Origin of the sequence: Streptomyces sp. NPDC057682 (assembly GCF_042799575.1) — a bacterium.
Classification (GTDB): Bacteria; Actinomycetota; Actinomycetes; order Streptomycetales; family Streptomycetaceae; genus Streptomyces.
This window is the reverse complement of the sequence record NZ_JBHVIN010000025.1, coordinates 65,328-90,741: the sequence shown is the minus strand read 5'-3', so window position 1 is coordinate 90,741 and position 25,414 is coordinate 65,328. Positions and strand designations below refer to the sequence as shown.

Sequence of the window (25,414 nt, the reverse complement as noted above, 5' to 3'; positions counted from 1 at the left end):
TCCTCACTTGTTCTTGTCTTCGTCGAGGTTGTAGCTGCCCTCGCCCGGACGGAGCGTGGTCGGGCTGTCGTCGGGCAGCAGGGCGAGACGGACGTGTTCTGCGAAGGACTCGGCGTACGCGACGCGCTGGGCGTCGGTGGTGTCGAGGGCGAAGGTGATCGGCACGGCCTGCTTCGGGCCGCTGCGGTCGTCCTCCTTGGGCTCCAGCGCGGTGAGCTGGCCGACGTCGATGACCTTGGCGTTGGGGACGATCACGCGCGAGGTCGGCTTGTCCTTGTCGGTCTGGCCCGCGAAGGTCGCGTAGATGTTGACCAGGTTGCCGGGCCGGATCTTGCCGGCGACGCCGGTGGCGGCGTCGATCATGATGGCGATCTCCTGCTGGCCGTTCTCCAGCTTCGGCCGCTTGACGAGCATGTCGTCCTGGAGCAGCGAACCCTTGCGGAGGTTGGTGACGGCGATCTTGCCGTTGAGGACCGAGAGGTCGGTGACCGCGTTCTTCGACAGCCAGCGCTTCGGCATCGAGACCTTCTCGAACTGACTCGGGTCCAGGGGCCGGTACGGGGCTATGTCGTTTTTGACCTGGTAGGCAGTCACCTCCGGACCGACCTTCGAGTTCACATCACTGATCACGGAGAGCACACCGGCGAACGCACCGAAGGCACAGAGGACCGAGAGAAGGAGAAGGATGACGCCGCGGCGTTGCCGTGAGTTCATGAGCGGAGCAACCTCGTTGGGAGACGTGGGCCGATGAGCGGACAGAGCGGGTGGAGCAGAGCGTGGGCGGAACGGCGCGGCGCGCCGTTTCCCGGGCCGCGGGCGCGCCGGTGGGGCACGGGCGCCGCGGTGGCTACGAGCCTTGGCGCATAGGTGCTCCCTGGTTCAGGACACCGGATCCGTACGTTTGGTTCTCCGGCGGCTTCAGCGGGGCCGAGCACAGGCCGCACCGGTCGCCGATCAGCTCATTTCCGCACCAGGTGCAGACCTCCCTGCGCACCGAGGAAACCAGCTGATAAATCAGGGAGATGTCGGGCAGGAACGCGGCGAATTCGATCATCTTCGACGTGCCCCACCAGCGCGGCGATTCCGCGGGCAGGGCGGCGTCGTGCACTGCCTGGACCTGCCAGGCCGGTGCGATGGTGTTCGCCACCCAGTCGGACTGCAACTGCCCCTTGGCGACCAGGAGATGGGTGCCGAATTCGGGTCCGGTGAGGTCGCCGTTCCCGATCTTGATGAGCTGCGGGGTCGGGTTGGCGACTACTCCGAACTGGGATCCCGGGACCCAGGACTTCGCATGGGTCTTCAGGCTGACGGGCACCCGGTCGAGTTTGGTGACCGAGTTGAGGAGCGCGCCCGAGTAGATGTAGTGGGAGAGCAGCCGCGCGGCGGAGGCGACAACTCCGGCACTGAAGTCGCAGATGGACAACTGCCGCAACTGGCGCACCAGCACCGCAACACCCAGGGGAGGCAGATCCACCTTGAGCAGGGCGATACGGTCGCTTTCCAGCACGGACCGGATGGTGTGCAGCCGCCGTTCGTGCGTGGGCGCGATGCTGGCCGGATAGACCGCGATGACGTATCCGTGCTGCTCAAGCAGCATGTGCATATCGCTGATGGCCTGTTCGAGCGGCTGCTCGTCGGGAGCGCGCAGCACGACGGCCGTGGGTGTCTGCTGATCGGTCGGCGGCAGCACGAGGTCAGCACTGGTCACTGCTATTGCTGTCGGCACGCTGTTCCCCGTTCGGCTTCCGGCCGCCGCGTACAGCCGGCCGCAATCGTCCTGCCTTGTGCTCCTCGTTCGGGCACCCCTACCTCTGCACTTTATCCACGTACGGGGAGGCAGAGAACACCCTTCAGGGCCCAGTGAGGTGGGGCTCACCCACTCACGCCGGGGCGTTCGCATGACAAATCGACCCAAGTGGCTTGTTGTTAAATTCCGTACGATTCAGCGGCTTAGTCGTGCCCACCAAGGCAATTCATGATCCATTCGGCTTCCGCGCACGTCAGGCGCGCGTGAGCGCTTTCATTCCCGGGGCCCTTCCGAGGCGGGTGGGCCCAAGGTGAACTCTGGGCCCCGATTGGGGCCCCCGGGCCCAGAGCGCCGCCCCGGGATCGGATCGGTATCCGTTCGGGATGTCCGCCGCGGTCGCACGGGCCGCCCGGTCGCGCTCCCACGCGCACCTGTCGCGAGCCGCCCGCACCCCCTCCCACCACGCACGTTGTGAGCCATCACTGCCAGAGGTCTTGACAACTTGATTGGTCTGGACCAGTTTTAGCGCCCAGCGGTGGCCACCGTTCCTCGATTCCACACCCCCGGCACCCCCGTGCCGCTCCCCTCCCCCACATCCCCGTCTTCCCCCCGACTCCCCCACGGAGGCAGCAAGTGGAACGTTCCCCGGAAAGCAGTGCGCCGCTCCGCCGCAGACGGCACACCCGTCCGCTCCTCGGCTCCGCCATGGCCGTGGTGGCCGCCGGCGCCCTGACCCTCACCGGCCTCGTCGGCAGCGCCCAGGCCGCGGACGTCAACGTCGCCAAGAACGCCGGCTTCGAGTCCGGCCTCGCCAACTGGACCTGTTCCGGCGGCACCGGCACCACCGTCTCCTCCCCCGTGCACGGTGGCACCGCGGCCCTCCAGGCCACCCCGGCCGGCCAGGACAACGCCAAGTGCACCCAGACCGTGGCCGTGAAGCCCAACTCGACCTACGCGCTGAGCGGTTGGGTCCAGGGCGGCTACGCCTACCTGGGTGCCAGCGGCACCGGCACCACCGACGTGGCGACCTGGTCCCCCGGCTCCAGCAGCTGGACCAAGCTCTCCACCAGCTTCACCACCGGGCCCAGCACCACCTCCGTCACCGTGTACACGCACGGCTGGTACGGGCAGGCCGCCTATCTGGCCGACGACATCTCGGTGACCGGCCCCGACGGCGGCGGCGGCACGGACCCGGGTCCGTCCATCCCCGGGGCCCCCAGCGGTCTGGCCGTCGGAACGGCGACCACCTCCTCCCTCGGCCTGACCTGGAACTCCGTCTCCGGCGCGACGAGCTACACGGTCTACAAGGACGGCGTGAAGGCCACCACCTCCACCGGCACCTCGGCCACCATCACGGGACTGGCGGCCGACACCGCGTACCAGTTCGCGGTCACCGCGACCAACGCGGCCGGCGAGTCCGTCAAGTCCGCGACGGTCAGCGGCCGTACTGCCAAGGACGGCGGCGGCAACCCGAACCCCGGCACCACCGTGCCGAAGCACGCCGTCACCGGCTACTGGCAGAACTTCAACAACGGCGCGACCGTGCAGAAGCTCAGCGACGTGCCCGCGAACTACGACATCATCGCGGTCTCCTTCGCCGACGCCACGTCCACGCCGGGCACCGTCGCCTTCAACCTGGACTCGGCCGGCCTGAACGGCTACACCGTCGACCAGTTCAAGGCCGACGTCGCCGCGAAGAAGGCCGCCGGGAAGAACGTCATCATCTCGGTCGGCGGTGAGAAGGGGTCCGTCGCGGTCAACAGCGACGCCTCCGCCACCAACTTCGCCAACTCCGTCTACTCGCTCATGCAGGAGTACGGCTTCACCGGGGTCGACATCGACCTGGAGAACGGCATCAACTCCACGTACATGACGAAGGCGCTGCGTTCGCTGTCGCAGAAGGCGGGCTCCGGTCTCGTCATCACGATGGCCCCGCAGACCCTCGACATGCAGTCGACGGGCACCGAGTACTTCAAGACGGCGCTCAACATCAAGGACATCCTGACCGTCGTCAACACCCAGTACTACAACAGCGGTGCGATGCTCGGCTGCGACGGCAAGGTCTACTCGCAGGGTTCGGTGGACTTCCTCACCGGGCTCGCCTGCATCCAGCTGGAAGGCGGCCTCGACCCCTCGCAGGTCGGGATCGGCGTCCCCGCCTCCACCCGCGGCGCGGGCAGCGGCTATGTGGCCCCCTCGGTCGTCAACGCGGCCCTGGACTGCCTGACGGCGGGCACCAACTGCGGCACCTTCAAGCCGTCGAAGACCTACCCGGGTCTGCGCGGTGCGATGACCTGGTCGACCAACTGGGACGCCACGGCGGGCAACGCCTGGTCGAACGCGGTCGCCCCGAAGGTCCACGGCCTCCCGTAGCAGGTGGGTGACACGGGGGCGCGGACCGCGCGTCCCCGCGTCACATCCCCCGGCCACCGGCCGGCCGGCGCCCCCGGCGCCCCGGACCACCTCTGACCAGCAGCGCCGCCGCTCCCCCGGTGGCGCTGCTGCACGTCCGGGGTCCCGCGGTCCGTACCGGCCCTGTCCCGGACGCGCAACAGTGTGCCCGGGACGGGCCGGTTCGATGGCTGTTCGGGCGCACGCGTGGCACCTTTGTGGGGCCCGAGGGTGGTGCGGACAGGGGGTAAGTGACATGGCCGGGGCGCGGGTTCAGGCGCTGGGCGGGGACGATCCGGCGACGCTCGGACCGTACCGGCTGATCGGACGGCTGGCGTCCGGCGGCATGGGGCGCATCTATCTGGCCCGTGCGCGGCCCGGCGGGCGCGGGCTCGTCGCCGTGAAGACGCTGCTGGCCGAGGGCACCGTCGGCGACGTCGACCGGCGCCGCTTCGCCCGCGAGGTCGCGCTCGCGCAGCGCGTGGACAGCGCGTTCACCGCCCGGGTGCGGGACGCCGATCCGGACGCCGAGCGGCCCTGGATGGCCATCGACTACATCGCGGCCCCGCCGCTCTCCGAGCTGGTGCGCTCCTGCGGGGTGCTGCCCGCCTCCGCCGTCCGCTGGATCGCCGCCGGCACGGCCCAGGCCCTGGTCACCCTGCACGGCGAGGGCATCGTCCACCGCGATGTGAAACCGCAGAACGTGCTGCTGCCACTGGACGGTCCCCGGGTCATCGACTTCGGCATCTCGCACGCCAGCGATCTCACCCTCACCGGGCTCACCCTCGGCACCATCGCGTTCACCTCGCCCGAGCAGGCGCGCGGCGAGGCGTCGACGGCGGCGTCCGACGTCTACTCGCTGGGCGCCACGCTGTTCCTGCTCGCCACCGGGCGCCCGCCCTACCGGGCCGACGGCGACACCCTGCGGCTGCTGGCCCGGGTGCAGCGCGGCGAACTCGACCTCACCGGGCTCCCCAAGGAGCTGGTGGCGACGATCCGGCCCTGTCTGGCCCTCGATCCGAAGGGCCGTCCGACCCCGGCGGACCTGCTCACCCGCTTCCGCCGCGACCAGGCCCATCTGCCGGCCTCGCACAGCGGGACGCGGTGGCTGCCGCCGCGCTGGACCGAGCTGATCGGTACGTACGCCGCCCAGGGCCTGGAGCTGGCGGGCGGCCCGGCGGCGGGCGGCGGCGCCCCCACGGCGGCGACCGTCCCCGGGCCCACCCGGGTGGGCACCGCGCCGCCCCCGCCCACGCTCGTCTACCCGCCGGAGCGGCTGGCCCGCGCGGCCCGGGACCGGGCCCGCAAGGAGCGCACGCGCACCGACCGGGCGCGCCGGGAGATGGCCGCCCTGGCCGAACTGGCCGAGCAGCGGCGGGCGGAGCAGGCCGAGCAGGAGCGGGCCGAGGCCGAGCGGGCGGAGGCGGCCCGCCAGGAGGCCGAGCGGCTGGCCGCCCAGCGCGCCGAGGCCGACCGCGCCCGGCGTGAGCGGGAGCGCGCGGCGCAGGAGCACGAACGGGCCGAGCGCGAGCGCGCCCAGCGGCGTGCGGAGCGGGAGCGCCTTGAGCGGGAGCGCGCCGAGCGGGCGCGGGAGGCGCGGGAGCGGGCGGCCCGGGAGGAGGCCGAGCGGCAGCGGGCGGCGCGGGAGCGGGCCGAGCAGGAGGCGCGGCGCCGGGCGGCGCGGGCCCAGGCCCGTGCGGCGTCGTCCCCGTCCTCGCCCTCGTCCCCGTCCCGGTCGTCGTCCGGCGGCACACCGTCCTCGTCCGGGTCCGGACGTCCGGCGGCCCCGGGCACGCCGTCCTCGGGGTCCTCCGGCGGTTCGACGGCGCTGGGGTGGCTGGTGGCGGTCGGGCTCGTCGTCGCCCTGCTGGTCTGGCACCCGTGGGAGACGACGAGCGGTTCGGGGGGCGGGAGTTCGTCCGGGGGCAGCAGTGCGGGCTCCGTCGCCTCGGGCGGCCTCGGCACCCACACGGACGACAGCAACACCGATACGGACAGCGCCGGGAGCACCACGGGCTCGACGGACAGCTCCTCGGACGATTCCTCGGAGGACGAGGAGACGGAGGAGCCCACGCCCACCCCGACGCCCACGCCCACGCCCACGCCGACCCCGGACGCCACCGACCGGGCGTTCGCGGCGGTGCGGGCCGGTGACTGCCTGAACGTGTACAACGACGGGCACGACAACATGAGCGCCGACCGCCCGATCCGGGTCGGCTGCCGCGCCTCGAACGCGTACATGCACGTCAACCGGGTCAGCACCCGGGACGGCGCCTCGGCCTCGTGCGACACGGGCGCGGGGTTCACCTGGTGGAGCCGGTCCGGCGACGACGGGATCACGCGGACGCTCTGCCTGGACCGGGTGTACCAGGTGGGCCAGTGCTTCCCCGCGAAGGTCCGGGGCGCGACCAACGCGGACCTGACCGTGGTGTGGAACTGCAACGCGTCGACCGTGCCCGAGGCCGGGCAGTCCATCCTGCGCATCACCGGTTTCTACCGGGCGCCGAAGGCCGGGGAGAACTGGACCTGTCCGGCGGGGCGGGGCGAGCGGTTCTGGTACTGGCCGGTGAACCAGGGCCGGAGCATCATCTGCGCCTCGGCCGCGTAGACCGCGCGGGCCCCTCGGAATGAAGGACCCGGCACGGCGCCTGTCAGGGGGCGCCGTGCCGGGTCCGTCCGGTGCGGGTCAGCCGAGGACCGCGAGGGCGTCGATCTCGATGAGCAGGCCCTTGGGCAGGCCGACGTAGACCGTCGTGCGGGCGGCCGGGGCCTGCGTCAGGTCCTGCTCGGCGAAGTAGGCGTTGTAGATCTCGTTCATCTCGGCGAAGTGGTCCACGTCGGTGAGGTAGACGCGCATCATCATCACGTCGTCCCAGCTCGCGCCGCCCTCCTCCAGGATCGCCTTGACGTTGGCGAAGGTCTGGAGGGTCTGCTCGCGCAGGGTGGGGCCGGCCGGGGTCGGGGCCTGGCCCTCGACGGCGGGCAGGAAGCCGACCTGGCCGGCGACCTGGAGGATGTTCCCCTTCCGCACGCCGTGCGAGAACTTCGCCGGCGGCGTGGTGTGGGTGCTCGGGGTGAGGGCGGTCTTGTCGGTCATCGCTGATCAGACTCTCTTGGGTCGGGTGGTGCCGGAGTACTCCCGGCTGATGGTGTCGGCGGTGCGCCGGACCAGGGGGAGCAGGGTGAGGAGTTCCTCGGCCGTGACGACCACGTTCGGCGCGGAGACCGACATCGCGGCGACGACGCGCCCGTCGGCGCCGCGGACGGGGGCGCCCACGCAGTTGATGGACTCCTCGTGGCCGCCGAGGTCGGTGGCCCATCCCTGTTCGCGCACGGTGGCCAGCTCCTTGAGGAAGGCGCCGGGACCGGGGGTCGAACGGGACGTGTACATGGGGTAGTCGAGCCGTTCGGCCACGGCCCGCCGCTCCGGTTCGGAGAGGTCGGCCAGGAGCAGTTTGGCGACGGCGGCGACGGTGATCGCGACGGGTTTGCCGATGCGCGAGTACATCCGTACGGGGTAGCGGCTCTCGACCTTGTCGATGTAGAGGACCTCGTTCTCCTCGTACACGGCGAGGTGGACGGTGTGTCCGCAGTCCGCGTTGAGGGCGACGAGGTGCGGGTGGGCGATCTCCCGTACGTCGAGGTTCTCGACGGCCTCCTGGGCGAGGGCGAAGAGGCGGGCGCCGAGGCGGTAGCGCTGGTCGTCCTGGCGGTAGACGAGCCCGTGGTCGTGGAGGGTGCGCAGCAGCCGCAGGGCGGTGGACTTGTGGACGCCGAGCCGGTCGGCGACCTGTCCGAGGTCGGCGGGCCCCTGGGCGAGCAGGGGCAGGATGCTCAGCGCCCGGTCGACGGTCTGGCTCATGGCGTACGTACCTCCTGGTCGTCCCCCGTCCACCCGGGGCCGAGACGCAGTCTCCCCCAGGCGGCGTCGTCGAGGGCGGCCAGCCGGTCGGCGCGGTGGCGGGCGGGCGGGTCGGTGAGGTCGCCGGGGACGGTGAGGACGGCGGCGGCCATCAGATGGCCGTGCCGGGCCCGCTCGCGGTCGGGCAGTCCGCGCAGGGTGGCGGAGAGGAAGCCGGCGGCGAAGGCGTCACCGGCGCCGACGGGGGCGACGACGTCGACCCGCAGGGCGGGGACATGGGTCACGGTCTCGCCGCCGTCGGCGCGGGAGACGACCGTGGCGCCCTCGGCACCGTGCTTGACGACGAGCACGGACGGTTCGGGGAGCGCGGCGCACAGGGCCGCCGTGCCGTGCAGGCCCCAGGCCTCCTCGGCCTCGTCCTCGCCGACGAAGACGAGGTCGGCGCGGCGGGCCAGCTCCAGCAGGACCCCGGGCGAGCGGGTGTGGCCGCGCCACAGTCCGGGCCGGTGGTTGACGTCGAAGGAGACGAGCGGGCGGCCGGGGCGCGGGGCGGTCAGCGCGCGCAGCAGGTCCAGGCAGCTGTCGGAGAGCGCGGCGGTGATGCCGGACAGGTGCAGGATCCGGCCGGCGGACAGCGCCGCCCGGGGGACGTTGTCCGGGGACATGGCGGAGGCGGCGGAGCCGGCCCGGTAGTAGGCCACCTCGTGGACGTCCGTGGCGCGGTCCGTCGCGGTGCGGAAGTAGATGCCGGTGGGCCGGGCGGGGTCGCGCTCCACGGCGGAGGTGTCGACCCCGTAGCCGGCGACGGTGTCGACGAGGTGGTCGCCGAAGCCGTCGGCGCCGACCCGGCTGACCCAGGCGGCGCGGTGCCCGGCCGCGGCGAGCGCGCAGGCGACGTTGGACTCGGCGCCGCCGATCCCGCGCCCGAAGGAGGGGACGTCGGCGAGGCGGCCCGGTCGCGAGGGCAGGAACGTCACCATGGACTCGCCGAGGCACACGACGTCGGGGGCCGTGGCGGCGTCGGTCCTGGCCGGGGTTCCGGGCACGCGGGCTCCTCGGGGTCGGGCGGGCTCCACCGGTCGTGGCATTGACCGGGTATCGGCTCGGATGTTAGACAGCCCTGAGCGATATACGCAATGGGCATTGCATATGCTGCAATCCCCTCGTACGGGCGGGGCACCGCCCGTACGGGATCCGCGCAGGACCCACTTCGGCCGAGGAGGCCCCATGGCTGTCGAGCACCCCGTGACCGGACGGCCCGGACTCGCCGGGCTCGCGGACGAGCCGGTCGACCACCGGTTCAAGGGGCTGCCGCCCGACGCCGCAGGGCTGACCGTCGGCGCGCTCGCCGCCGAGCGGCGGAACCTGTTCACGGGCGGGTTCACCACCCCGGTGCTCGCGCTGTCGGCCGAGTCGGTCGCGCACAACCTCACGCTGCTGGAGACGTACGCCGAGCGCCACGGCCTCGCGTTCGCCCCGCACGGCAAGACCTCGATGGCCCCGGGGCTCTTCGCCCGCCAGCTGGAGCACGGCGCCTGGGGCATCACCGTGGCCGTCCCGCACCAGGCGCGCGTCTGCCGGGCGTTCGGGGTCCGCCGGATCTTCCTCGCCAACGAACTGGTCGACGCGGCCGCACTGCGCTGGCTCGCCGGTGAGCTGGACGCCGATCCGGACTTCACGTTCGTCTGCTACGTCGACTCGGTGCGCGGCGTGGAGCTGATGGACGAGGCGCTGCGCGCGGCGGGCGCCTCCCGCCCCGTGGACGTCGTCGTGGAGCTGGGCGCGGGCGAGGGGGCCCGCACCGGCGTCCGCACCGAGGCCGGCTGCGCGGCCGTGGCGGACGCGGTGGCGGCGGCCGGGACGCTGCGCCTGGTGGGGGTGGCCGGGTACGAGGGCGAGGTCCCGCAGGCCACCGGCGAGCGGGTGCGGGCGTGGCTCGGCCGGCTGGTCGCGCTGGCCGCGGAGTTCGACGCGGCGGGGCGCTTCGCCGAACTGGGCGAGGACGAGCCGGTCGTCGTCAGCGCGGGCGGCAGCGCCTGGTTCGACGCGGTCGCGGACGTGTTCGCCGGGATCCCCGCGCTCTCGCGCCCGGTGCTGAAGCTGCTGCGCTCGGGGGCGTACGTCTCGCACGACGACGGGCACTACCGCCGGCTCACGCCGTTCAACCGGGTCCCCGACGAGGGCGCGCTCCGGCCGGCGTTCCGGCTCTGGGCCCAGGTCGTCTCCCGTCCCGACGCCGGCCAGGCCTTCCTGAACGCGGGCAAGCGCGACGCGGCGCACGACCTGGACCTGCCCGAGGCGCAGGTCGTACGGTCCGGGCGGGACGGCTCGGAGCGGCCGGCCACGGACATCGAGGTCACCGGCCTGTCCGACCAGCACACCTGGCTGCGGACCGGGGCCGGGGCGGAGCTGGAGGTCGGGGACTGGGTGGGCCTGGGCCTGTCGCATCCCTGCACCAGCTTCGACAAGTGGCAGCTGATCCCGCTGGTGGAGGCGGACGGCACCGTCACGGACTACGTCCGCACGTACTTCTGAGCCCATCGACGAGCCCGGGTCCGGGCCCGGGGCGGGTCCGAAGGCACCGCCCCGGCCGCCCCGGACCCGCCGAAAGGCACCCCATGGACCTGGTCATCCGCGACGCCCGCGTCGTCGACGGCACCGCCACCCCCTCCTACCGCGCCGACGTGGCCCTGGCCGGCGGCCGGATCGCGGAGATCCACCGCGCGGACGCGCCCGGCCCCCGACCGTCGGCGCCCCGCGTCCTGGACGCCTCCGGGCTCGTGCTCTCCCCCGGCTTCGTCGACATGCACGCCCACAGCGACCTGGCGCTGCTGCGCGACCCCGACCACAGCGCCAAGGCGGCCCAGGGCGTCACCCTCGAAGTCCTCGGCCAGGACGGCCTGTCGTACGCCCCCGTCGACGACCGCACCCGCGCCGAGGTGCGGCGCGCCATCACCGGCTGGAACGGCGACGGCGACGACATCGACTTCGACTGGTCCACCGTCGGCGAGTACCTCGACCGTCTGGACCGCAACTTCGGCGGGCAGGGCATCGCCGTCAACGCCGCCTATCTGATCCCGCAGGGCACGGTCCGGATGTACGCGCTCGGCTGGGAGGACCGCCCGGCCACCGCCGCCGAACTGGACCGGATGCGGGAGCTGGTCGCCCGGGGCATGGCCGAGGGCGCCGTCGGCATGTCCTCCGGGCTGACCTACACCCCCGGCATGTACGCGGACGACGCCGAACTCACCGCCCTGTGCCGGGTGGTGGCCTCCTACGGCGGCTACTACTGCCCGCACCACCGCTCGTACGGCGCCGGGGCGCTGGAGGCGTACGAGGAGATGGTGCGGCTCACCCGCGCCGCGGGCTGCGCCCTGCACCTCGCCCACGCCACGATGAACTTCGGGGTGAACGAGGGCCGCGCGCCGGAACTCCTCGCGCTCCTGGACCGGGCCCTGGACGAGGGCGCCGACATCTCCCTCGACACCTACCCGTACACCCCCGGCTCCACGACCCTGGTCGCGATGCTGCCGAGCTGGGCGGGCGAGGGCGGGCCCGGGGCCGTCCTGACCCGCCTGGCCGACGAGGAGACCGCCGCACGCATCCGCCACGACCTGGAGGTGGTGGGCTCGGACGGCTGCCACGGGGTGCCCATCGAGTGGGACACCATCGAGATCTCCGGCGTCAGCGATCCGGCGCTCGCCGGCGAGGTCGGCCGCACGGTCGCCGCGTCGGCCCGGCTGCGCGGCGAGGAGCCCTGGACGACCGCGCGCCGGCTGCTCCTCGGCGACCGGCTCGGGACCACGATCCTCCAGCACGTGGGCCACGAGGAGAACGTCCGCCGGATCATGCGCCACCGCGTCCACACCGGCGGCAGCGACGGCATCCTCCAGGGCGCCAAACCGCACCCGCGCGCCTACGGCACCTTCCCCGAGTACCTGGGCCGGTACGTACGGGAGCTGGGCGTCCTGTCCCTGGAGGAGTGCGTCGCCCACCTCACCTCCCGCCCGGCCGCCCGGCTGCGCCTGCCCGACCGCGGACACGTCCGCGAGGGCTACCGGGCCGACCTCGTCCTCTTCGATCCGGACACGGTGGCCGCCGGCTCCACCTTCGACGCCCCGCGCACCCCGCCCACCGGCATCCCCCACGTCCTCGTCGACGGCCGCTTCGTCATCGAGGACGGCCAGCGCACCCAGGCCCTGGCGGGGCGGGCGGTCCGGGGGGCGGGGCGGAGGCGGGGCTGAGCACGGGACGCCCGACGACGCCCGAGGAGGGCCTCCGGCTTCCTGACGGGGCGACAGGATGCTGCCAGTCCATGGCCACTTGGTGCACGTCAGGAGCGGCCCGCCGCCCTTCGCGTCCTGCCATCGTTGGCGCTGCCCGCCGGGGACGACGGCACACAGCCGGCCCATGGGAGCGGGTCTTCCACGATGAGCCCGAGCGCGCTCCGCGCGCCGAGGACGAGGAGTCCACCATGTCCACCCGACAGTTCACCGCTCGCGCCACCGCCGTGGGAACGGGGGTCGTCCTGCTGGGCGGCCTGCTCGCGGCGACCCCCGCGGCCGCCACCGGCCGGGTCGCCACCGGCTGCCCCACCGAGCGCAACTACTCGGTCACCTCGGTCAAGACCGTCCACCACTCGATCGCCTCGGCACGGTTCAAGGACGGCAAGGGCCCGGGGAAGGTCACCGTGTCCGTCAAGAAGAGCGGATCGCTGAAGTACTCCTTCTCCGTCAGCGGTGAGGCGAGCGTCGGCGGGGTGATCGCCCAGGCCAAGGTCACCACCGGCGCCTCCGTCACCAAGACCTCCTCCATCACGGTCGGGCACAAGGTGACCAAGAACATCCCGTCCGGCAAGTACCTCCAGTCCCGCTACGGCTCGTTCGGCAAGAAGTTCAACTGGCGCTACTACCGGGTGAACGGCAACTGCTCCACGACGACCCTGGCGAGCGGCTACAGCGCCTGGGCCCCCACCCACGAGAACGGGTGGAAGTTCACCGTCGTCTCCCGCTGACGCATCTGATCCCGGGTGCCGGCCGGCCGTTTCCCGTGCGGCCGGCCGGCACCCGTCCCCGAAGTGAGGCGGAGTACCGATGCGGACGAGAAGAGAAGGAACCATGCGGGGAACACGACGGTTCGCGCCACCGGCCCGCCCGGTGGGCGCGCTGCTCGCCTGCGGCGCCCTGCTGCTGGCCGCCGGATGCGGCGCGGACCCCGGCCCTCGGACGGCGGCGCGCGCCGGTGCGTCGAAGCCACCGGCCCCCGCCACCGAGGTGGGGGTGCCGCGCTCCGGACCGTGCGGGGAGAGCGACCCCGAGCCGTGCCGGGTCGTGCTCACCGCCCGGCCGGGCACCGGGAAGAAGGACCTGGGCTCGTTCCGGGCCGACGGCGGGCGGGAGCACTGGATCTACGTCGACTGCCGGGGCAAGGGCTCCGTGACCGTCGCGATGACGCCCGAGCCGACCTTCGACGTACCGTGCGGCGACCAGTGGCCGGCCGTCACCGAGTCGAGGAACCAGTTCGAGGCGGGCGTGCTGAGCGACGAGGAGTACGGGCTGTCGGTCGACGCCCCCGAGGGCGTCCGCTGGTCGCTGACCGTGCTCGCCGCGCACCCGGACGCGTAGCGGCGCCCCTGCTCAACTCCCCTGCACGGGCGCCCCTTTACCGTCCGAGCGCTCGCGCTCTACACTCCCCCGGACCGCGCGGCCCCACCGGAGCGCGGCTCACGGGGGAGGGGCGTCGGCGTTGTTCGCGCACACCATGCAGATACTGGGGCTGACGGAGGCCGAGGAGGACGTCTACCGGCATCTCCTGCGCAACCCGGGCGCCGAACTGGACGACGTGCACATCCTGTTGCGGTGCGCGCCCGAGGAGACCGAGGGCGCGCTGCGCCGCTTCCGCGAGCTGCGGCTGCTCAAGGAGGAGGGCGGGCGGGTGTGGGCCCACTCCCCGGAGGCCGTCGTGGGGCGCCTGGCCGAGCAGCGCCTCGAGGAACTGTACGAGAGCATCCGCATGCTCTCCCGGTTGCAACCGGTCATCGACTCGCTGGCCGGCGAGTCCCCGGCCCGGGAGTCCGGGGCGGCGGACGGCCCGACCGAGCGCCTCACCGAGATCGCGGACATCCGCACCCGTCTCGACGAGCTCTCCTTCTTCGCCCGCTCGGAGGTCCAGTCGGCTGAGCCCTACGACGCCCTGACACCGGAGAACATCGCCCACGCGCGCCCGCTCGACATGAGGTGCCTGCGCCGGGGCGTGGTGATCCGCAATCTGGTCCGGGCCTCGGCGCTCGCGGACCCGCTCACGCTGTCCTATCTGCGCGAGCTGAACGCGGCGGGGGCGCGGATCCGGGTCCTGGACGGCCTGGACGAGCTGATCCTGATCTACGACCGGCACACCGCGCTGGTACCGATCGACCCCTCGGACACCGCCATGGGCGCGCTCTGTTCGCGCGAACGCGGCATCGTCACGACGATCATCAACAACTTCGAACGGCTCTGGGAGGCGGCGGAGGACTTCGAGACCGCCGCCGGGCAGACGCCGCAGGACGCCGCGGTCGGGGTCACACCGCTCCAGTTGCGGGTCCTCGAAGCGATGTGCACCGTCGCCAAGGACGAGGCGGGGGCCCGCAAGCTGGGGGTGTCCCTGCGCACGTACCGGCGCCATGTCTCCGACCTGTTCCAGATCCTGGGCGCGGAGAACCGCGCCCACGCGGCACTGCTCGCCCGTGAGCGCGGCTGGATCTGAACCGCCCGCCCCCGGCCTACCGGTCGTCCCGCTGCCAGCCGTTGGCCACGCACTTCACGTCGCAGACACGGGGGTCGAAGCCCACCGCCGCGATGCGCGTGCCCTCCGGCGCGGTGTCGGACGGGGCGAGCCCTCCGGCGCCGGCGACGGCCGCCGCCAGGCATGCGGCGGCCAGCGCGCCGAAGACCGTACGCCGCGCCCGTCCCCCGGTGCGGGCCCCCCTGCGGTTCCTGTCGTCGTTCATCTCGCGCTGCTCCCCCGTTCCGCGGCCCCCGCGGAGGTCCGTCGCTCGCTCCGGGCGGTGCGCCCGGAGCGTCGCGGCCGAGTCTGGCAGCCGGCGGGGGCCGCCGGGGCCGCGCCGTGCGGCAGTCAGCTGCCAGCCGGCGGCAGCATGCTGCCAGCACGGGCCCTGGCGCGGCGCGGGACGGCTCACATCGTGTTGACGATGAGTCCGATGTGGGTGAAGTAGTTGAGCCCGCCGAAGAACAGGAAAGCCAGGCCGGCCAGTGCCCAGACGACGCCGATGACGGGGCTCATCCAGGTCCGGGGCCGGCGCAGCGCGAACGGGAAGAGGAGGGCGCCGATGCCGACGAGGACGTACAGCCCGGACATGAAGCTGGCCTCCAGCATCGGCATGTCCGCGAACTCGCCGGAGATGGGCTCCTCGGGGGGTGCCGCGAAGAGCGTGTACTTCCAGCCGGCCGCGGCGATCCCGAAGCAGGCGAGCCCGAGGCCGAAGACGAAGACCGAGATGGGGCCGGCGATCCGGGCCGTCCGCGCGACGCGGTCGGCGTCGCCGGCGACGACGGCTCCCTGCTTCCAGAGGTAGAAGCCCGCGGCGAGGAGGAAGACGCCGAAGGCGAGGGCCGGTTCGCCGAAGATGACGTTGTCGAAGGGGAAGCCCTGTCCGGCCAGCGGCCAGGTCAGGGTCATGTGCAGGCCGGTGGTGACGAGGGTGAAGCCGATCGCACCGAACGCCAGGGCCCAGCCTTCGGGGGTGACGGTGCGCCGGGAGTCGAGGAGCTGGTACCCGAGCGCCACCACCAGCAGGAGTCCGGCGCCCGCGGCGACGGACATGATCGTGTTGTACGTCGGCATCTTGGTCCAGTCGATCTTCAGACCGGACGCCGCCAGGGGAAGGGCATGGCTGATCATGCGCGGAGCCTATAGCCGCATTTCGCCCATAACGCCCATTGAGCAGGCTGTTTGAGCTGTCCGGGTCACCCGCGTCACCGCCGCGCGCCCCGGGGCGGGGCACCCCTCCGCCCCGGGGTGAGCGGTCCGGCCGTCACGGCTTGGGCAGGACACACCCCGTGCGGTTCAGGTCGAAGACGTTGCCGGTGCCGATGCACGCGGCGATGCCGTAGGTCTCCTGGGCGTAGTTGATGCCCTCGCGGACGGTCACCTGACCGTTCTCGTCGACCTCGCACGGGTTGTTGTCCGTGCACTGCTGGCCGTCCTCGTTGCCCGTGTTGTTCACGGCGACGACCTTGCCGGTGGCGTTGTCGACGACGGGGGACCCGGAGGTGCCGCCGATGGTCTGGCAGGCGGAGGTGTAACGGACCGAGTCCTTCCAGGTCCACGCCCCCTCCTTCAGCCGGTACACGAAGCCGTCGACGTTGCAGCTGTAGGTGCGCTTCCAGTACCCGGAGACGACGGTGATGGCGGTGCCCTGGACCGGGTGCGCGGTGTTGAGTTCCAGTGCCTTGATGCCGTAGGTGCTCTCGATCTGGGCGTACGTGGAGGTGAGCTGGTACACCGAGATGTCGGTGTCGGTCATCGTGCCGTACGCGACCTTGCTCGCCCGCAGGGTGCCCACACCGCTGCCGGAGGCGTTGAGCAGGGTGAAGGACCGGGTGGAGGGCTGGTTGAACACGACCTCGCCCGGTCCGGGGAACCCGGTCTCCAGGCAGTGCCCGTTGGAGAGGACGAGGGCGGGGTCGCCCGGCTGGGAGTCGGGGGTGCGCACGACCGATCCGGAGCAGTTGCTGAGCGCGACGGTCCCGGCGAAGTTCACCGCCTTGGGCTTGACCTTCGCCCGGACGTCCGCCCGGGGCGTCGGCGCGTCCTGGCCGGTGGCCGCGACCGCGGGCAGGGTGCCGGCGCCGAGGAGCAGCACCGTGAAGAGCGCACCGACGAGAGGCTTTTTCATGTGGGGGTCCCCTCAAGTGACCTGTGCAGAGCGTGTGGGGCCTCTGCAACCGAAGTTCTTCCGGTTTGACATGCGCATGGTTACGCACACGGGGGATCGCCACAAGGAGCGAATTCAGGACACCAGCCCCTGGCGGTACGCGTACACGACCGCCTGCACGCGGTCGCGCAGGCCGAGTTTGGCGAGGATCCGCGAGACGAAGGTCTTCACCGTCTCCGGGCTGATCACCAGGGCCGCCGCGATCTCGCCATTGGAGAGGCCGTCCGCGATCAGCCGCAGCACCTCCCGCTCGCGCGGGGTCAGCGCGGTGACCTCCGGGCCGGCGTCGGAGGGCCGGATCCGTGCGGCGTACCGCCCGACCAGCGCCCGGGTCACCTCCGGGTCCAGCAGCGCCTGACCCGTGCGCACGGTCCTGATCCCGTGCAGCAGCTGGGCCGGCGGCGCGTCCTTCAGCAGGAAGCCGCTGGCCCCGGCGCGCAGCGCCTCGTACACGTAGGCGTCCAGGTTGAAGGTGGTCACCACGAGCACCTTCACGGGGTCCGCCACCCCGGCCCCGGCCAGCAGGCGGGTGGCCTCGATGCCGTCGAGGACCGGCATGCGGATGTCCATCACGACGACGTCCGGCCGGAGCCGGCGGGCCATCTCGACCGCCGTCCGCCCGTCGCCGCACTCCCCGGCGACCTCCAGGTCCGGCTGGGCGTCGATGATCGTGGCCAGTCCGGTGCGGACGAGGACCTGGTCGTCGCAGACCAGGACGCGAACGGGGGCGGGAGCGGGCTCGGTCACGAGGTGCTCCCGGCGGGTATCCGGGCGGTGACGAGGAATCCGCCGTCGCCGCTCGGGGCCGCGGCGAAGTCGCCGCCCAGGACGCCGACCCGCTCCCGCAGCCCCGCGAGCCCGCGTCCGCTGCCGCCCGCGACCGGGGCCCGGGTCCCGGACCCGTCCGTGCCCACTTCCACCGTGATCTCGCTCCCCGTGTGCCGGACCCGCACCGAAGTGCGGCTGCCGTGCGCGTACTTGAGCGCGTTGGTCAGCGCCTCCTGCACCACACGGTAGGCCACCAGCTCCGCGCTGCCGGTCGCGGCGGCGGGGGTGCCCTCCTCCGTGAACTCCACCGGCTGGCCGGAGTCGCGGGTCCGCTCCACCAGCGTGCGGATCCGGCCGACTGCCGGGGTCCTCGGCCCGCCGCCCTCCCCGGGGCTGAGCAGGTCCAGCAGCTGCCGCAGATCCGCGATGGCCCGGCGGCCCGTGTCGCCCACGGTCTCCAGGGTCCGGTCGAGCCGGTCGGGGGCGGCGGTCAGATAGCGGGCGGCCTCGGCCTGCACGACCATCGCCGTCACATGGTGGGTCACGATGTCGTGCAACTCCCGGGCGATTCGCGTGCGTTCGGACAACAGCGTGTCCTCGGCGACCCGGCGGCGGTGCTCGGCCTCCAGGGCGCGGGTGTGCCGCAGCCACGTTCCGGCGCCCCAGGCGAGGGCCAGCGCCGACAGGAACCCGGCGTAGCCGACGGGGGTCTCGCCGGGGCCGGCCGCCGAGAGCGCCACCGCCAGCGCCGCGTACGCCGTGGTGAAGACCAGCACGGTGGTGCGCCGGTGCCGCTCCAGATGGGAGCCCGCGCTCAGCAGCGCGACGGGCAGCGCGATGCCCGCGATCAGGTGGTAGCCGCGCAGCTGGTCCACGGCGAAGCCGAGCGTCACCAGGGCCAGGCAGACCGCCGGCAGCCGCCGCCGCACCGCCAGCGGCAGGCACTGGAGGGCGACGGCGAGCGCGGTCAGGGCGTCGAAGGAGCGCCCCGGCAGCCCGCCCAGCTCCGTCCCCCGGTGCTGGAGGCCCGGGAGGTACGACATGACCGCGAGGAGCAGTCCGAGCGGGAGGTCGCGGACCGTGACGTCCAGCCGCTGCCAGAACGCCGGGAGGGTACGGGGAAGGGTCACGGGGCGACCGTAGTGCGCGCCCCGGACGCCTCCGCACGCCGCCCCCGCCGGGGCACGATCCGGCCGCGCCGGTGGGCGATCCGCAGCAGGACGAGCGTCACCAGCACGGTGAACAGGAGGGCGTAGACGCTGCCTTCGGGGCCGAAGGAGCCGCCGGTGAGCAGATCGGGGCCGGAGGTCGAGGCGTCCAGCAGGCCGTCGGAGGAGCCGTTGCCCGAGACCTCGGCACCGAAGATCCCGGCCCCCGCGAAGTTCCAGCCGAAGTGCAGACCGATGGGCAGCCACAGCCGTCCCGTCGCGGCGTACGCGGCGGCGAGCATCCCGCCCCCCTCGACCGCGACGGTGAAGGCGCCCCAGAGGTCGGCGTGCGGGTTGGACAGATGCATGAGCCCGAACACCGCACCGGTCAGGGCCAGTGCGGCCCAGGTCCCGAGCCGTTCCTCCACCACCCGGAACAGCACTCCGCGGAAGACCACCTCCTCCGTCACGGCGGCGGCCGCCATGAAGCCCACCAGCCCCACCGCGCCGGAGACCGAACCGATGCCGTCCACCCGGTAGTCCCCGAGGAACGCCAGGTTCACGACGACGGCGGCGAACAGGCCCGCGCCCAGCAGGGTGCCGAGCGCCGTGGTCCGCGCGGCGCCGTCGCCGGACAGCTCCGTGACGGGCCGGCGCTCGGTGCGCCCCACGATCCACCGGTAGGCGACCACCGAGAGGACGGCGGTCACGGTCCCGGTCACCAGCGCGAGCCAGGGATTCCCGCCCACGGCCTGGACGGTCAGACCGCCCGCCGCCCAGACCGCGACCACCGTCAGCAGTTGCCACACGACGCCCACGCGTCCCCGTGCGGCCTTCGTCCGTCCCTCTGCGGTCCTCATGCCGTCCCCCTCGTTCCGGAGCCCCGGACCTCTTCCGCGGCTTCGCTCCGACGCTACGGATCCGGCGAACGGAGAGCGTCACCGCGCGGTGGACACCTGCGCGTAGCTCTCACGGGGGACGGCGGCCGCCACCTGGGACGGACGGCCCGTCAGCCGGCGGCGGCGCGCTCCACCGGGATCCACAACTGCGCCCGCGCTTCGGCCCCGTCGGGCGAGAGGCGGACGCTCAGGATCTCCGGGCCGGGGCGGCTGCGGTACGGGTTGGACGGGAACCACTCCGTGAACACGTCCCGCCAGAGGAGCTGGAGGGCCTGCGGAAAGGCACCCTCGTTGTCGAACACCGCCCAGGTGCCCGCCGGGACGGTGAGCACGTCCATGTCCTCGGGCGCGGGCGCCGAGCTCACCACGGCGTGGTAGTAGTCCAGTTCGGTGCCCTCCGCCCGGCTCGGGTCGAGATCGTCGCTGACCGCGACGATGCCCTCAGGCTCCTGGTCGGACAGGGCGGCGATGCGCTCCACCGTGTCCCGGCCGAGCCCTCTGATGAACTCGGCGATGGCCGGGTTCACCCCCTGGTGCACCAGGGGAACACGCGCCTTCCTGCCCACCACACGGAACTCCTCCTTCTCCACGATCCGGTATCGCATGCTGCTGGTCCCTTCGACGACGAGACGGAAGGACATCCGGGGCTGGGAGCTGAGCGCGGCGCCGGTGCGCCGGGCCTCGCCCGGACCGATGCCGTGCATGGCCCGGAACGCGCGGGCGAACGCCTCGCCCGAGCCGTATCCGTACCGCACGGCCACGTCCAGCAGCGTCCGCTCACCGGCCAGCACCTCGGCACCCGCGAGCGTCAGCCGCCGGCGTCGGACGTACTCCGACAGCGGCAGCCCGGCCAGGGCCGAGAACATCCGCCGCAGGTGGTACTCGGACGTCGTCGCGATCGCCGCCAGTTCGGCCACGTCGACCTCACCGGTCAGCCGCTCCTCGATGTGGTCCATGGCCAGATTCAGCTGTTCCAGCACTCCAGTCTCCTTCTTTCCTTACGCCGACCACGCTAGGAAAGGGCGGGGGTGCCGGGCCCGACATCCTGTGCCCGGTCCGGTCGGGTGCGGCCGCCGGGCAGGGGCGGCGCGCCGAACCGGGCCAGCAGGTGCCAGACCCGCTTGAGCGCCTGGAGGTCGTGGCGGCCGGTCCGGGCGGCGTCCCCGATGATCCGCGGATCGAGGACCCCGTCCTCGGCGATCCTCTCGCCGAGGACGACGAACTCCTCGCCCCGGTAGCCGCCGTGCCCGCGCAGCCGCTCCACGGTGAGCCGGAATCCGGCGTGCCATTCGGTACGGAAGGGCAGGGCGCGGGCGGCCGTCTCGACCGCGGTGCCCCGGTAGCAGGGGTCGAGGACCAGGGCCTCGACATCGCGGTCCAGCAGCACCGGACCGTGCACCTGGGCCTCGATGTAGTCGTCCAGCGCGTCCTGGTCGTCGGCCTCGGCCAGGGCGATCAGATGCGTCCCGGCCGCGACGCCGAAGTCGGACGGTTCGGCGGCGCTGTCGGGATAGCAGAAGGTGGCGCGGTGCAGGGTCTCGCCGGTGAGCCGCAGATGGGCGGAGCCGAAGCGGGGCGCGGCCCCGACGGGCGAGCGCCGGAAGTTCAACGCCCCGTACACCGGCCGCTGTTCGGCGGGGGCCTCGTCGTAGGCGCCGCCGAAGATGCGGCTCTCCCACAGCCAGCGGTCGCCGCCCGGGTGCGCGGTGAGACCGCCGTTGCTGGTGCCGGTGACGAACTGCGAGTGGTAGACGCCGTCCCGGGCCATGGCCTCCAGGACCGGCAGGCCCGCGGACACGCGGTCGGGGTGCAGGTTCAGCGTCAGCCGCAGGGCGGGATCGAGCGGGTCCCCCGAGGAGAGGGAGGCGACGTGCCGCAGGGCCCGGTCGCCGGAATCGTGCCTGGTGTACCGGTCCATGCGGCGACCCTACGATGCCGCCGCGCGGCCGTCACACGGATTCCGCGCGGTCCCGGCGGGGGCCCGCCCGCGGGGCGTTGTCGGACCCTCCTGGCAGGATTTCCGTATGACTCGTGACGCCTCCGCAGGACTCGACCTCGACGCCTACCTCGCCCGTATCGGCTGGTCCGGGGAGCGCGCCGCCACCGCCGCCGTGCTGCGGTCGGTGCACCGCGCGCACACGCTGGGCATCCCGTTCGAGAACCTGGACCCGGTGCGGGGCACGGTGCCCTCGCTCGCCCTGCCCGACCTGGAGGCGAAGCTCGTGCGCGGCGGCCGCGGCGGGTACTGCTACGAGCAGAACACGCTGCTCGCCGCCGCGCTGCGGGCCCTCGGCTTCCGGGTGCGGCTGCTGGCCGCGCGGGTCGTGCTGGGCGCCCGCCCGGGGGACGTCCGGCCGCGCACGCACATGCTGATGCTGGTCACGGCGGCGGACGAGCCCGTGCCGTTCGTCGCGGACGTCGGTTTCGGCGGCATCGGCGCGCTGCTGGAGCCGGTCCCGCTGACCGACGGCGCCGAGGTGGCGGACGCCCCGCGCCGCCACCGGCTGGTCCGGGTGGCGCACGACGGGCCGCTGCCGCTCTGGGAGCTGCGGGCCGCGAAGGGCTCCGAGGGCGCGGAGGGTGCGGGAGGCGCGGAGGAGTGGCAGGCGCAGTACGTGTTCACGGAGGAGCCGTTCGAGGCGCCCGACTTCGAGGCCATCAACTGGCACATCGCGACCAACCCGCGCTCCCCGTTCTCCCAGCGGCTGTACGCCCAGCACGTCACCCCGGACGCCCATCTGTCGCTCACCGGCCGCACGCTGGTGGTGACGGGCAACGACGGCAGCCGGGAGGAGCGGAAGCTCGCGGACGAGGCCGAGACGGTCCGCCTGCTCACGGACACCTTCGGGATCCGGGTGCCGGAGGGAGCCGTACTTCCGGAGTGAGCGCACGCGACCGCCGAGCGGGCACGCGCGAGCACGCGCACCGGGCCCGCGGCACCTCCGCGGGCCCGGTCCCGGGCCCGGCCCCGCCCCGCGTCGTGGCGCATCTCACCCGATCCGCTCCGTCACGTCCCTCCTCCACCCCATTCCAAGCCGGGCCGCGCCCCGCGCCCGGGGTTCCCACGGTCCGGGACGGCGGGCGCATGGCGATGGAAGCCGGGGCGGCCGGGCCGCGCTCCTCGCGCGGGTGACGGGCCGGGCAAAGCCGGGCGGCCCGTGAAACACAGTCGTAAGCTCGCAGACATGCAGGTGATCCAGTCCACGAAGCTCGCCAACGTCTGTTACGAAATCCGGGGCCCCGTGCTCGAGGAGGCGATGCGGCTGGAAGCAGCGGGTCATCGCATCCTCAAGCTGAACACGGGCAACCCCGCCGCGTTCGGCTTCGAGTGCCCGCCCGAGATCCTTGAGGACATCCTGCGCAATCTGTCCGGGGCGCACGGATACGGCGACGCGAAGGGGCTGCTGTCCGCACGCCGGGCGGTCATGCAGCACTACCAGACCAAGGGCATCGACCTGGACGTCGAGGACGTCTACCTGGGCAACGGCGTCTCCGAGCTGATCCAGATGTCGATGCAGGCGCTGCTCGACGACGGCGACGAGGTCCTCGTCCCGGCCCCGGACTATCCGCTGTGGACGGCCTCCGTCGCACTGGCCGGCGGCACCGCCGTGCACTACCGCTGCGACGAGCAGGCGGACTGGATGCCCGACCTGGCGGACATCGAGCGGAAGATCACCGACCGCACCAAGGCCCTCGTCATCATCAACCCCAACAACCCCACGGGCGCGGTGTACGACGACGCGTTGCTGCGCGGGCTCACGGAGATCGCCCGCCGGCACAACCTGGTGGTCTGCTCCGACGAGATCTACGACCGGATCCTGTACGACGGCGCCACGCACACCCCGACGGCGACGATCGCCCCGGACCTGATGGTGCTCACCTTCAACGGGCTGTCGAAGAACTACCGGGTGGCCGGATACCGCTCCGGCTGGCTGGCCGTCTGCGGTCCCAAGGCCCACGCCTCCTCGTACATCGAGGGGCTGACCATCCTCGCCAATATGCGGCTGTGCGCCAACATGCCCTCGCAGCACGCGGTGGCCACCGCGCTCGGCGGACGGCAGTCGATCACCGATCTGGTGCTGCCGGGCGGCCGGATCCTGGAGCAGCGGGACACGGCGTACGACCTGCTGACGCAGATCCCGGGCGTGACCTGTGTGAAGCCGAAGGGGGCGCTGTATCTCTTCCCGCGTCTCGACCCCAAGGTCTACAAGATCAAGGACGACCGTCAAATGGTCCTGGACCTGCTGCGGGCCGAGAAGATCATGGTGGTGCAGGGCACCGGGTTCAACTGGCCGGAGCCCGACCACTTCCGGGTGGTGACCCTCCCCTCGACGGAGGATCTGACCGATGCGATCGGCCGGATCGCGCACTTCCTCGACGGATACAGCCAGGTGTAGCGAGGGGCGCGGCCCCGTCCGCCCCCGTCGATCTCGAAGATGGACAACTTTAGACTCAATCCAAGCTAGGATGGCTCTCCCAGCGTCACGAGGAGGCCCTCCATGTACGAACCGATCCGCACCGCATCGGTCCACACACCGGCCGAGCACTCGGACGACTTCCCGCACCGCAGCCGCGAGGAGGAGCTGGACATCCAGCTCGCCGGCCATCTGGCCGCGCTTCTCGCGGTCACCGACGAACTGGGGCTCGACACCGCGGGCGACCGCATCGCCGAGCAGGTCGCCCGACTGCGCGGCGCACCGCCCGCCCGTCACGCCGGCCGTTCCGACGCCCCCGCGGCCGCACTCCACCGCCGCGCCCACGCCCTCGCGGGCCGGGCCCTGGTGGTGGCCGCGTCCCGGGCGGACACCGTGGCCGCGATCCTCTCCGCCGAGCGGATGGACGCCCACACCGCGGCCGCCGAAGCCGCCGACACCGACCCGTCCCCCACCCCCGCGCGCCTGGTCGGCGCCCACTGAACGGCCCCGGTCCACGGCCGTGGAGGCGCGTGGACCGGGTGCCACCTCGTGCGGCCCCCGTTCCGTAGGACCTACGGAACGGGGGCCGCTGTGCTGTTCTCCGCCCCGGGCCCTCTTCCGCGTTCCGAGGCGGAGCCGGGGGCGGAGTCCGCGACCGGAAAGGTGGCCCGCTCAGGGCCCGGCGGACGGGAAGGGCGACCCCTGGGCCGCCAGCTCGGACGACCGGAACACCACGTCGTGGATCTCGCACTCCGGACGGCCGCGCACGGGGACCGGGCCGACGATGTCCCGGTCCGCCACGGCACCGACCGCCAGCTCCCCGACGACCACGGTGCTTCTCCCGGCCGGCACGCCCCGGCCCGCTCCCCCGTTCTCGCCCCGGGAGTCGCGGAAGCGGACGTACACCTTGAAGCTGCCGGGCCGGGCAGCCCCGCTCTCCACCCGGATACGGGCCACGGGGGCCCCGGTCGCCGCGTCCCGGTGGCAGGAGGAGAGGGTCACGTCGTCGGACGGGAAACGCAGGTTCGCGTGGACCTCGCCGTACGCGTAGAAGAAGGCGACGACGGCGGCGAACGGCGACAGCACCACCACCGCGGAGAGCACCGTGATCAGAACGACCAGCCAGACGGGTATCCTCCGCCGCCGCCGCGGCAGCGGCGTAGGGGGATGTCGGGGATACCGCGCCGTGAGATGTTCCGGATACTCGGGATACTTCGTGTCCGTCATGGCCCCCGCCCCTCCCGCACCC

Annotated in this window: 24 protein-coding genes; 10 read left to right on the top strand and 14 right to left on the bottom strand. The window is 72.8% G+C overall.

Features of this window, described 5'->3' with window-relative positions:
* Positions 1-3: 3 nt before the first annotated feature.
* Positions 4-714, bottom strand: coding sequence for a Flp pilus assembly protein CpaB (gene cpaB, locus ACFVDM_RS35155; RefSeq protein ID WP_383650342.1), 711 nt, complete (start codon positions 712-714; stop codon positions 4-6).
* 133 nt (positions 715-847) lie between these two features.
* Positions 848-1,708 carry a hypothetical protein gene (locus ACFVDM_RS35150; RefSeq protein WP_383650337.1) on the bottom strand — a complete coding sequence of 287 codons (861 nt, stop codon included), beginning with the start codon at positions 1,706-1,708 and terminating at the stop codon, positions 848-850.
* 672 nt (positions 1,709-2,380) lie between these two features.
* On the opposite strand from ACFVDM_RS35150, the gene ACFVDM_RS35145 reads away from it, so the two are divergent.
* Complete coding sequence (locus tag ACFVDM_RS35145) at positions 2,381-4,120, top strand: chitinase (RefSeq protein ID WP_383650333.1); 1,740 nt, start codon at positions 2,381-2,383, stop codon at positions 4,118-4,120.
* Between the two features lie 274 nt (positions 4,121-4,394).
* Positions 4,395-6,746 (top strand): serine/threonine-protein kinase, encoded by a 2,352-nt coding sequence (locus ACFVDM_RS35140; RefSeq protein WP_383650329.1) that lies wholly within the window; start codon positions 4,395-4,397, stop codon positions 6,744-6,746.
* 78 nt (positions 6,747-6,824) lie between these two features.
* Here ACFVDM_RS35140 and ACFVDM_RS35135 read toward each other — a convergent pair whose 3' ends face one another.
* Genes ACFVDM_RS35135 through ACFVDM_RS35125 form a run of 3 tightly spaced genes read right to left on the bottom strand, consistent with a single transcriptional unit; the run spans position 6,825 to position 9,046 of the window.
* The gene (locus ACFVDM_RS35135) at positions 6,825-7,235 is read right to left on the bottom strand and encodes a RidA family protein (RefSeq protein WP_383650327.1); all 411 of its coding nucleotides are present in this window, start codon (positions 7,233-7,235) and stop codon (positions 6,825-6,827) included.
* Between the two features lie 6 nt (positions 7,236-7,241).
* Positions 7,242-8,000 carry an IclR family transcriptional regulator gene (locus ACFVDM_RS35130; protein ID WP_383650325.1) on the bottom strand — a complete coding sequence of 253 codons (759 nt, stop codon included), beginning with the start codon at positions 7,998-8,000 and terminating at the stop codon, positions 7,242-7,244.
* A complete protein-coding gene (locus ACFVDM_RS35125; protein ID WP_383650323.1) occupies positions 7,997-9,046 on the bottom strand; it encodes a sugar kinase in 1,050 nt (349 codons plus the stop codon). The genes ACFVDM_RS35130 and ACFVDM_RS35125 overlap by 4 nt, the downstream gene beginning before the upstream one ends.
* Positions 9,047-9,227: 181 nt before the next feature.
* Here ACFVDM_RS35125 and ACFVDM_RS35120 point away from each other — a divergent pair, with 181 nt between their 5' ends.
* From ACFVDM_RS35120 to ACFVDM_RS35100, 5 genes are all read left to right on the top strand, one after another.
* Positions 9,228-10,535: an amino acid deaminase gene (locus ACFVDM_RS35120; protein ID WP_383650321.1), complete on the top strand. Its 1,308-nt coding sequence runs from the start codon at positions 9,228-9,230 to the stop codon at positions 10,533-10,535.
* 83 nt (positions 10,536-10,618) lie between these two features.
* Entirely contained in the window at positions 10,619-12,244 is a 1,626-nt protein-coding gene (locus ACFVDM_RS35115; protein WP_383650319.1) for an amidohydrolase family protein, read from the top strand.
* A 230-nt stretch (positions 12,245-12,474) separates the two neighbouring features.
* Positions 12,475-13,014 carry a hypothetical protein gene (locus ACFVDM_RS35110; RefSeq protein WP_383650317.1) on the top strand — a complete coding sequence of 180 codons (540 nt, stop codon included), beginning with the start codon at positions 12,475-12,477 and terminating at the stop codon, positions 13,012-13,014.
* 103 nt (positions 13,015-13,117) lie between these two features.
* Positions 13,118-13,624, top strand: a complete 507-nt coding sequence (locus ACFVDM_RS35105; RefSeq protein WP_383650315.1) for a hypothetical protein — start codon at positions 13,118-13,120, stop codon at positions 13,622-13,624.
* Positions 13,625-13,760: 136 nt separating this feature from the next.
* The gene (locus tag ACFVDM_RS35100; RefSeq protein WP_383650490.1) at positions 13,761-14,744 is read left to right on the top strand and encodes a helix-turn-helix transcriptional regulator; all 984 of its coding nucleotides are present in this window, start codon (positions 13,761-13,763) and stop codon (positions 14,742-14,744) included.
* A 16-nt stretch (positions 14,745-14,760) separates the two neighbouring features.
* Here the strand turns inward: ACFVDM_RS35100 and ACFVDM_RS35095 are convergent, their stop codons facing one another.
* The 8 genes from ACFVDM_RS35095 to ACFVDM_RS35060 all read right to left on the bottom strand — a co-directional run bounded on the left by ACFVDM_RS35095 (position 14,761) and on the right by ACFVDM_RS35060 (position 21,668).
* On the bottom strand, positions 14,761-14,988 hold the full coding sequence (locus ACFVDM_RS35095) for a hypothetical protein (RefSeq protein ID WP_383650313.1): 228 nt from the start codon (positions 14,986-14,988) through the stop codon (positions 14,761-14,763).
* Positions 14,989-15,173: 185 nt separating this feature from the next.
* Positions 15,174-15,899, bottom strand: a complete 726-nt coding sequence (locus ACFVDM_RS35090) for a DUF981 domain-containing protein (protein ID WP_383650311.1) — start codon at positions 15,897-15,899, stop codon at positions 15,174-15,176.
* Between the two features lie 133 nt (positions 15,900-16,032).
* Positions 16,033-16,896: a serine protease gene (locus tag ACFVDM_RS35085; RefSeq protein WP_383650308.1), complete on the bottom strand. Its 864-nt coding sequence runs from the start codon at positions 16,894-16,896 to the stop codon at positions 16,033-16,035.
* A 114-nt stretch (positions 16,897-17,010) separates the two neighbouring features.
* A complete protein-coding gene (locus tag ACFVDM_RS35080; protein ID WP_383650303.1) occupies positions 17,011-17,682 on the bottom strand; it encodes a response regulator in 672 nt (223 codons plus the stop codon).
* On the bottom strand, positions 17,679-18,833 hold the full coding sequence (locus ACFVDM_RS35075; protein WP_383650300.1) for a sensor histidine kinase: 1,155 nt from the start codon (positions 18,831-18,833) through the stop codon (positions 17,679-17,681). The genes ACFVDM_RS35080 and ACFVDM_RS35075 overlap by 4 nt, the downstream gene beginning before the upstream one ends.
* On the bottom strand, positions 18,830-19,669 hold the full coding sequence (locus ACFVDM_RS35070; protein ID WP_383650488.1) for a CPBP family intramembrane glutamic endopeptidase: 840 nt from the start codon (positions 19,667-19,669) through the stop codon (positions 18,830-18,832). Before ACFVDM_RS35070 ends, ACFVDM_RS35075 begins: the two co-directional genes overlap by 4 nt.
* A gap of 191 nt (positions 19,670-19,860) precedes the next feature.
* The gene (locus ACFVDM_RS35065; RefSeq protein WP_383650296.1) at positions 19,861-20,730 is read right to left on the bottom strand and encodes a GyrI-like domain-containing protein; all 870 of its coding nucleotides are present in this window, start codon (positions 20,728-20,730) and stop codon (positions 19,861-19,863) included.
* A gap of 32 nt (positions 20,731-20,762) precedes the next feature.
* Positions 20,763-21,668, bottom strand: coding sequence for a DUF3626 domain-containing protein (locus ACFVDM_RS35060; RefSeq protein ID WP_383650292.1), 906 nt, complete (start codon positions 21,666-21,668; stop codon positions 20,763-20,765).
* A 106-nt stretch (positions 21,669-21,774) separates the two neighbouring features.
* Here ACFVDM_RS35060 and ACFVDM_RS35055 point away from each other — a divergent pair, with 106 nt between their 5' ends.
* The 3 genes from ACFVDM_RS35055 to ACFVDM_RS35045 all read left to right on the top strand — a co-directional run bounded on the left by ACFVDM_RS35055 (position 21,775) and on the right by ACFVDM_RS35045 (position 24,666).
* A complete protein-coding gene (locus ACFVDM_RS35055; RefSeq protein WP_383650290.1) occupies positions 21,775-22,635 on the top strand; it encodes an arylamine N-acetyltransferase in 861 nt (286 codons plus the stop codon).
* A gap of 300 nt (positions 22,636-22,935) precedes the next feature.
* The gene (locus ACFVDM_RS35050) at positions 22,936-24,147 is read left to right on the top strand and encodes a pyridoxal phosphate-dependent aminotransferase (RefSeq protein WP_383650287.1); all 1,212 of its coding nucleotides are present in this window, start codon (positions 22,936-22,938) and stop codon (positions 24,145-24,147) included.
* A gap of 102 nt (positions 24,148-24,249) precedes the next feature.
* Positions 24,250-24,666: a hypothetical protein gene (locus ACFVDM_RS35045; protein WP_383650282.1), complete on the top strand. Its 417-nt coding sequence runs from the start codon at positions 24,250-24,252 to the stop codon at positions 24,664-24,666.
* Between the two features lie 171 nt (positions 24,667-24,837).
* On the opposite strand, the gene ACFVDM_RS35040 is transcribed toward ACFVDM_RS35045, so the two are convergent.
* Positions 24,838-25,392, bottom strand: a complete 555-nt coding sequence (locus ACFVDM_RS35040) for a hypothetical protein (RefSeq protein WP_383650280.1) — start codon at positions 25,390-25,392, stop codon at positions 24,838-24,840.
* Positions 25,393-25,414 lie beyond the last annotated feature (22 nt).